The sequence below is a fragment of the Rhodopseudomonas sp. BR0M22 genome, from assembly GCF_010907035.1.
Taxonomy (GTDB): Bacteria; Pseudomonadota; Alphaproteobacteria; order Rhizobiales; family Xanthobacteraceae; genus Rhodopseudomonas.
The window spans coordinates 22,576-29,116 of record NZ_QUMK01000075.1; the positions used below are offsets into that span (position 1 = coordinate 22,576).

Annotated in this window: 7 protein-coding genes; 4 read left to right on the top strand and 3 right to left on the bottom strand. The window is 66.0% G+C overall.

The features are described from left to right. The first annotated feature begins 282 nt into the window (after positions 1-282). Entirely contained in the window at positions 283-660 is a 378-nt protein-coding gene (locus DY468_RS20775) for a hypothetical protein (RefSeq protein ID WP_164606939.1), read from the top strand. Between the two features lie 335 nt (positions 661-995). Here DY468_RS20775 and DY468_RS20780 read toward each other — a convergent pair whose 3' ends face one another. After that, the gene (locus DY468_RS20780; RefSeq protein ID WP_164606941.1) at positions 996-1,712 is read right to left on the bottom strand and encodes a DUF1013 domain-containing protein; all 717 of its coding nucleotides are present in this window, start codon (positions 1,710-1,712) and stop codon (positions 996-998) included. Positions 1,713-1,971: 259 nt separating this feature from the next. Between DY468_RS20780 and ispH the strand changes: the two genes are divergently transcribed. From ispH to rnhA, 3 genes are all read left to right on the top strand, one after another. Further along, on the top strand, positions 1,972-2,934 hold the full coding sequence (gene ispH / locus DY468_RS20785; RefSeq protein WP_164606942.1) for a 4-hydroxy-3-methylbut-2-enyl diphosphate reductase: 963 nt from the start codon (positions 1,972-1,974) through the stop codon (positions 2,932-2,934). 97 nt (positions 2,935-3,031) lie between these two features. Beyond that, a complete protein-coding gene (locus DY468_RS20790) occupies positions 3,032-4,015 on the top strand; it encodes a homoserine kinase (RefSeq protein ID WP_164606944.1) in 984 nt (327 codons plus the stop codon). Continuing rightward, on the top strand, positions 4,012-4,479 hold the full coding sequence (gene rnhA / locus DY468_RS20795; protein WP_164606946.1) for a ribonuclease HI: 468 nt from the start codon (positions 4,012-4,014) through the stop codon (positions 4,477-4,479). Before DY468_RS20790 ends, rnhA begins: the two co-directional genes overlap by 4 nt. 150 nt (positions 4,480-4,629) lie before the next feature. Here rnhA and DY468_RS20800 read toward each other — a convergent pair whose 3' ends face one another. Together DY468_RS20800 and DY468_RS20805 are read right to left on the bottom strand one after the other, a co-directional pair. Continuing rightward, entirely contained in the window at positions 4,630-5,115 is a 486-nt protein-coding gene (locus DY468_RS20800) for a peroxiredoxin (protein WP_164606948.1), read from the bottom strand. 252 nt (positions 5,116-5,367) lie between these two features. Then, a partial coding sequence (locus DY468_RS20805; protein WP_164606950.1) for an AMP-binding protein occupies positions 5,368-6,541 on the bottom strand: 1,174 nt, incomplete at its 5' end.

A 6,541-nucleotide genomic window follows, 5' to 3' on the forward strand; every position in this document is an offset into this window, starting at 1 on the left:
TAGAGGCCGGGGAAAGCCCGCAAGCTCGCCGTGTCCCGGAAGAACGGTCCTTCAGTCAAAAGTCGCCACGGTGGAGCGTCGAAAGACGTTTCCGCGGCGCTCGCGCTTCGGCGATCCGAGGCATGAGGCCGCGGGTCCTACCAAAGGCGCGTCTTTCGGCGCTCCACCTCCCTCGGCCCGATGGCCGACCGGAGGCCCCCTGAACCCACCACTCACGCAAGGCTTTTGCGGGCAACGCCGCCGCATGCGCGCGCCCGCTGGTATCAGCATCAGGAGGGAGCGATGCCGACTTGGCCGACCGAACACCTCAGCTGGGATCACGCGCGGCTGGATGCGCTCGAGCAGCAGGCCAGCGCCGAGCGGGCGCAGCTTTGGCTCGACATCGACATGCTGGCGGCACGCCGCGCGCTGCAGCGCGCGCTGGCAGATCAAGCGCAGGCGCACAAGCGCTGCCCGGTGAAGGACTGCCGCCGGGCGCGCGGCTGCCGCACGCCGATGCTCTGCGCCGTCGTGCCGATGGACCCGCCGACCGAGCCGCAGTGGAAGATGATCGACACGCTGTACATCAACCTGCAGCGCCGCCGCCGCGATCAGGCGCTGGCGCGGCTGCAGCACGGCGAGCGGATGCGCGATGGGCGCAAGCCGGGGAACGGGCGATGACGGTGGGGAGGGTGCTTTGCGCTTATGCAGGCTGCGGAGTCGCAACGCACCCGGTCCGTCATCCTCCGCGCAAGTGGAGGATCGAGTATTCCAGAGAGCCTGCGGTCAGCAACGCGCGCTCTGGAATCCAGGTTCGCCCGCCTGCGCGGGCGATGACGGTGATGGTGGGGAGGACGCTTTGCGCTGATGCTGGGTGCGGAGCCGCAACGCGCTGGGGCCATCATCCTCCGCGAAGGCGGAGGATCGAGTATCGCAGAGAGTCTGCGGTCGGCAACGCGTGCTCTGGAATACTGGGGCGCCCGCCTGCGCGGGCGATGACCGTGAGGGCGGGCGGCTCAGAAGCCGCCGTCTTCGTCCTCGTCGTCGTGCTTCTTGCCGCCGATGGTCTTGAGCTTGGCGAACACGGCGTCGACGTCGAGATCGTCCTGGCTCTTGCCGGAGGTCGCGGCTTCGTATTCGGCTTCCTTGCGGGTGGTCTCGGAGGCCGGCAGCAGGGTGGCGCCGCCGTATTGCTGGTCGATCGGCTTTTCCTTGGCGGCGCGCTGCACCTCGAAGTCGAGGTCGAGCTGCGAGCACAGGCCGAGCGTCACCGGGTCCATCGGGGTCAGGGTCGCGGCGTTCCAATGGGTGCGGTCGCGCACCGAAGCGATCGTGGTCTTGGTAGTGCCGACCAGGCGCATGATCTGCGCGTCCTTCAGCTCCGGATGATTGCGCACCAGCCACAGGATCGCGCTCGGGCGCTCATGGCGGCGCGACACCGGGGTGTAGCGCGGGCCCTTCTTCTTGGCGGCCTGCGGTAGCACCACCTTGCTCTCGGCGAGCTTCAGGCGGTAATCCGGATCGCCTTCGCCCTTTTCGATCTCGTCGCGGGTGAGTTGGCCGGTCGAAATCGGGTCCATGCCCTTGATGCCCTGGGCGGCGTCGCCGTCGGCGATCGCCTTGACCTCCAAGACGTGCATCTTGGTGAAGTCGGCGACCTGATCGAACGTCAACGCCGTGTTGTCGAGCAGCCAGACGGCGGTGGCCTTCGGCATCAGCGGTGCGTTGCTCATGGCAAATCTCCTTTGTCCCTTGCCCCTCCGGATTCGTCCTGAGGCAAGGCGGGTCGTCGAGGATGACGGGAATTGCCGCTTATATATGCTGTCCGGGGCTCGCCGCGCAAGGAGCCTTGCTAAAGTGCAGGTGATCCGGCCTTGACAGTGCCGCAAACCCGGCCCAATTCCTACACCGTTCGTCCGATGCGCAGCGCCGATGGCGTGCGTCCGTTTTCCGCCGGTTCTGCACGGCGCCCAGGCCCCCGGATCGTTGCAAATGCTCGCCAAACCGCCCCTGAAAATCGTCCTTTGTTCGCCGCGTGGGTTCTGCGCCGGCGTGGTGCGGGCGATCGACACCGTCGAGCGGGCGCTGGCGATGTACGGCGCCCCGGTCTATGTCCGGCACGAGATCGTCCATAACAAATACGTGGTCGACAGCCTGCGCGCCAAGGGCGCGATCTTCGTCGAGGAACTGGAAGAGATTCCGGACACCAAGGCCCCGGTGGTGTTCTCCGCCCACGGCGTGCCGAAATCGGTGCCGGAAGACGCCGTCAAGCGCAATTTCTTCTCGATCGATGCCACCTGCCCGCTGGTCACCAAGGTGCACCGCGAGGCGGCGATCCATTTCAAGCGCGGCCGCGAGATCCTGCTGATCGGCCATTCGCACCATCCGGAGGTGGTCGGCACCCTCGGCCAGTTGCCGCCCGGCGCGGTGACGCTGATCGAAACCGCGGCCGACGCTGCGGCGTATCAGCCCAAGGACCCGGACAACCTCGCCTTCGTCACCCAGACCACGCTGTCGATCGACGACACCGCCGGCATCGTGGCGGTGCTGCGCGAGCGCTTCCCGAACATCGCCGGCCCGCACCGCGAGGACATCTGCTACGCCACCACCAACCGTCAGGCGGCGGTGAAGAAGGTGGCGCCGGTGGTCGACGCCATGATCGTGGTCGGCGCGCCGAATTCGTCGAACTCGCAGCGTCTGCGCGAAGTCGCCGAGCGCGAGGGCTGCAAGGTCTCGGTGCTGGCGCAGCGCGCTTCCGATCTCGACTGGAGCCAGTTCGAGGGCATCAAGACGCTCGGGCTCACCGCCGGCGCATCCGCCCCGGAGGTGATCGTCGAGGAGATCATGGGCGCTTTCGCCGAGCGCTTCGATCTGTCGGTCGAGACGGTGTCGGCGGCGGAAGAAAACGAGTTCTTCCCGGTGCCGCGCGTGCTGCGCCCGGACGCTGCCGAATAAGTCCGGCAGGGCGGGGACTTCCACCGGGGCGCCCTTTCATCGCGCCCCGTCTTGGTCTAGGAAGCCGCCAGATTTTTCCTTCTGATCGGATCATGCCATGGCGGTCTACACCGACGTCGCCGCCGACGAGCTTGCGGATTTCCTGAGCCGCTACGACATCGGCGATCTGCTGTCCTACAAGGGCATCGCCGAAGGCGTCGAGAACTCCAACTTCCTGCTGCACACCTCGCGCGGCTACTTCATCCTGACGCTGTACGAAAAGCGCGTCGCCCGCGACGATCTGCCGTTCTTCCTGTCGCTGATGACGCATCTGGCCGGAAACGGCATCAACTGCCCGCAGCCGGTCGCCGATCGCGAAGGACGGTCTCTGGCGACGCTCGCCGGCCGTCCGGCGGCGATCATCGGCTTCCTCGACGGGGTGTGGCCGCGCAAGCCCTCGGTGGTGCATTGCGCCGGCGTCGGCGAGGCGCTGGCCAAGATGCACCTGGCCGGCCGCGGCTTTGCGATGAAGCGGGCGAACGCGCTGTCGGTCGCCGGCTGGCGGCCGCTGTTCGCCGCCGCCGAAGCGCGCGCCGACGAGGTGCAGCCGGGCCTGCGCGATTTTCTGGCCGCAGAGCTGAGCTATCTGGAAAGCGGGGTGTGGCCGTCCGATCTGCCGCAGGGGCTGATCCACGCCGACCTGTTCCCGGACAACGTGTTCTTCATCGGCGACGACGTCTCCGGCATCATCGACTTCACCTTCGCCTGCAACGATCTGCTGGCCTACGACGTGGCGATCTGCCTGAACGCCTGGTGCTTCGAGGCCGATCATGCCTTCAATGTCACCAAGGCGCAGGCGCTGCTCAGCGCCTATACACGGATACGCCCGCTCGATGCCGCCGAGCAGGCCGCGCTGCCGCTGCTCGCCCGCGGCGCCGCGCTGCGTTTCCTGCTCACCCGCCTGGTCGACTGGCTCAACGTGCCGGAGGGCGCGCTGGTGAAGCCGAAGGATCCGATGGAATACGTCCGCAAGCTGCGCTTCCAGCAGAATGTCGCCGGAATTCGCGACTATGGTGTCGAGATCGCAGGAGCGGTGGCGTGAGCGAGGACGCAGTCAGGCCGGTGATCATCCACACCGACGGCGCCTGCTCCGGCAACCCGGGCCCCGGGGGGTGGGGCGCCATCCTCAAATTCGGCGACACCGAAAAAGAGCTCAAAGGCGGCGAGCCGCAAACGACCAACAACCGCATGGAGCTGCTGGCGGCGATCTCGGCGCTGGAAGCGCTGACGCGGCCGTGCACGGTGGATCTCTATACCGACAGCCAATACGTCAAGAACGGCATCGGCAGCTGGATTCACAACTGGAAGCGCAACGGCTGGAAGACCGCCGACAAGAAGCCGGTCAAGAACGTCGATCTGTGGCAGCGCCTCGACGGCGCGCTGAAGAGCCACCAGGTCCGCTGGCATTGGGTGAAAGGCCACGCCGGCCACGCCGAAAACGAACGCGCCGATCAATTGGCGCGCGACGGGCTCGCGGAAAATCGGACGAAGTCGCGGGTGAAGTAATCGCTTCACCGTCGTCGTCACCCGCGCATGCGGGTGATCCAGTATCCCAGAGAGCCTGTTAGTTCTTTACGAACGCCCTGCGATACGAGATCGCCCGGACAAGCCGGGCGATGACGTTGGTCGTTGGGGCGAAGGGCGCCCGCTATCAGCTCACAACTGCCCGAGCAGCGTGTCGCCGCCGGAGACCTCGACCTTGCCGGGGTTCGGCTCGAGGTTGAGCGTCTTCACCACGCCGTCTTCGATCAGCATCGAATAGCGCAGCGAGCGGGTGCCGAGGCCGAAGCCCGAGCCGTCCATCTCCATGCCGATCGCCTTGGTGAATTCGGCATTGCCGTCGGCGAGGAACACCGCTTCGTCGCGCTGGTCGGTATCGCGCTTCCAGGCGTTCATCACGAAGGCATCGTTGACCGAGACGATCGCGATAGTGTCGACGCCCTTGTCCTTCATCGCATAGGCGTTGAGGAAGATGCTCGGCAGATGCATCTTGTGGCAGGTGCCGGTGTAAGCGCCCGGAACGGCGAACAGCGCCACCTTCTTGCCCTTGAAGATATCGTCGGTGCTCTTCACCTGAACGCCGTCCGCGGTCATCACGCGAAACTGGACGTCGGGCAGCCGGTCGCCAACCTTGATGGTCATCGTCATTTCTCCCTGTTGTGCGAATGGTTTCTAGCCCGCGCGCATGACAGTGACAATATTGCGGGATCAGTCAGGTGTTTGTGCCGGGGCGGCGACTGCGCACGCTCCACGCGTCAACGCCGTCATTCCGGGGCGCTCGCGCCAGCGAGCGAACCCGGAATCCGAAACGGGCACGATAACTGCGGGATTCCGGGTTCGCGGCCGCTCGGCCGCGCCCCGGAATGACGTGGAGGGCAAGAGACGGGCAGGCGTTTACGCCGCCGCCTGATTGCTCTTCTTCTCGTCGCGCAGTTCGCGGCGCAGGATCTTGCCGACATTGGTCTTCGGCAGCGTGGTGCGGAATTCGATCTGGCGCGGCACTTTGTAGTTGGTCAGTTCGCCGTGGCAGAACTTGATGATGTCCTCGGCCGTGACGTCCGGGTCCTTCTTCACCACGAACGCCTTGACGGCTTCTCCGGTGCGCGAATCCGGCACGCCGATCACCGCGCATTCCAGCACGCCGGGGTGGCTCGCGACCACTTCCTCGACCTCGTTCGGATAGACGTTGAAGCCCGAGACCAGGATCATGTCCTTCTTGCGGTCGACGATCTTGGTGAAGCCGTCCGGCGACATGATGCCGATGTCGCCGGTGCGGAAGAAGCCGTCGGCGGTCATCACCAGCGCGGTCTCGTCGGGGCGATTCCAATAGCCGGACATCACCTGCGGGCCCTTGGCGCAGATTTCGCCCGCGGTGCCGAACGGCACTTCCTTGCCCTCTTCGTCACGGATCGACAGTTCGGTCGACGGCATCGGAAGTCCGATGGTGCCGTTGAACTCGGTGACGGTCGCCGGGTTGCAGGTCAGAACCGGCGCGGTCTCGGAGAGGCCGTAGCCTTCGGCGATCGGGCAGCCGGTCAGCTTCAGCCAGGCTTCGGCGACCGGTCGTTGCACCGCCATGCCGCCGCCGTTGGAGATCTTCAGCTTGGAGAAGTCCACCTTGTCGAAGCCCGGTGCGTGCAGCAGGCCGTTGTACAGCGTGTTGACGGCCGGGAAGCTGTTGACCTGATACTTCATCAGCTCCTTGATGAAGCCTGGGATGTCGCGCGGGTTCGGGATCAAAAGGTTGACGCCGCCGGCGCGCATCCCGAGCAGGTAGCACGCGGTCAGTGCGAAGATGTGATACAGCGGCAGCGCGCAGACGATGAACAACTGGTCGACATGCGGCGGCTTGGCCAGCGCCGGCTGCAGCCAGGCGTCGTTCTGCAGCACGTTCGCCACCACGTTGCGGTGGAGCAGCGTCGCGCCCTTGGAGACGCCGGTGGTGCCGCCGGTATATTGCAGGAAGGCGACGCTCTCGGGGCCGATCGCCGGCTTGGTGAACTTCTGGCCACGGCCGGCCGACACCGCGTCGTTGAACGAGACCGCGCCGGGCAGCGAAACCGCCGGC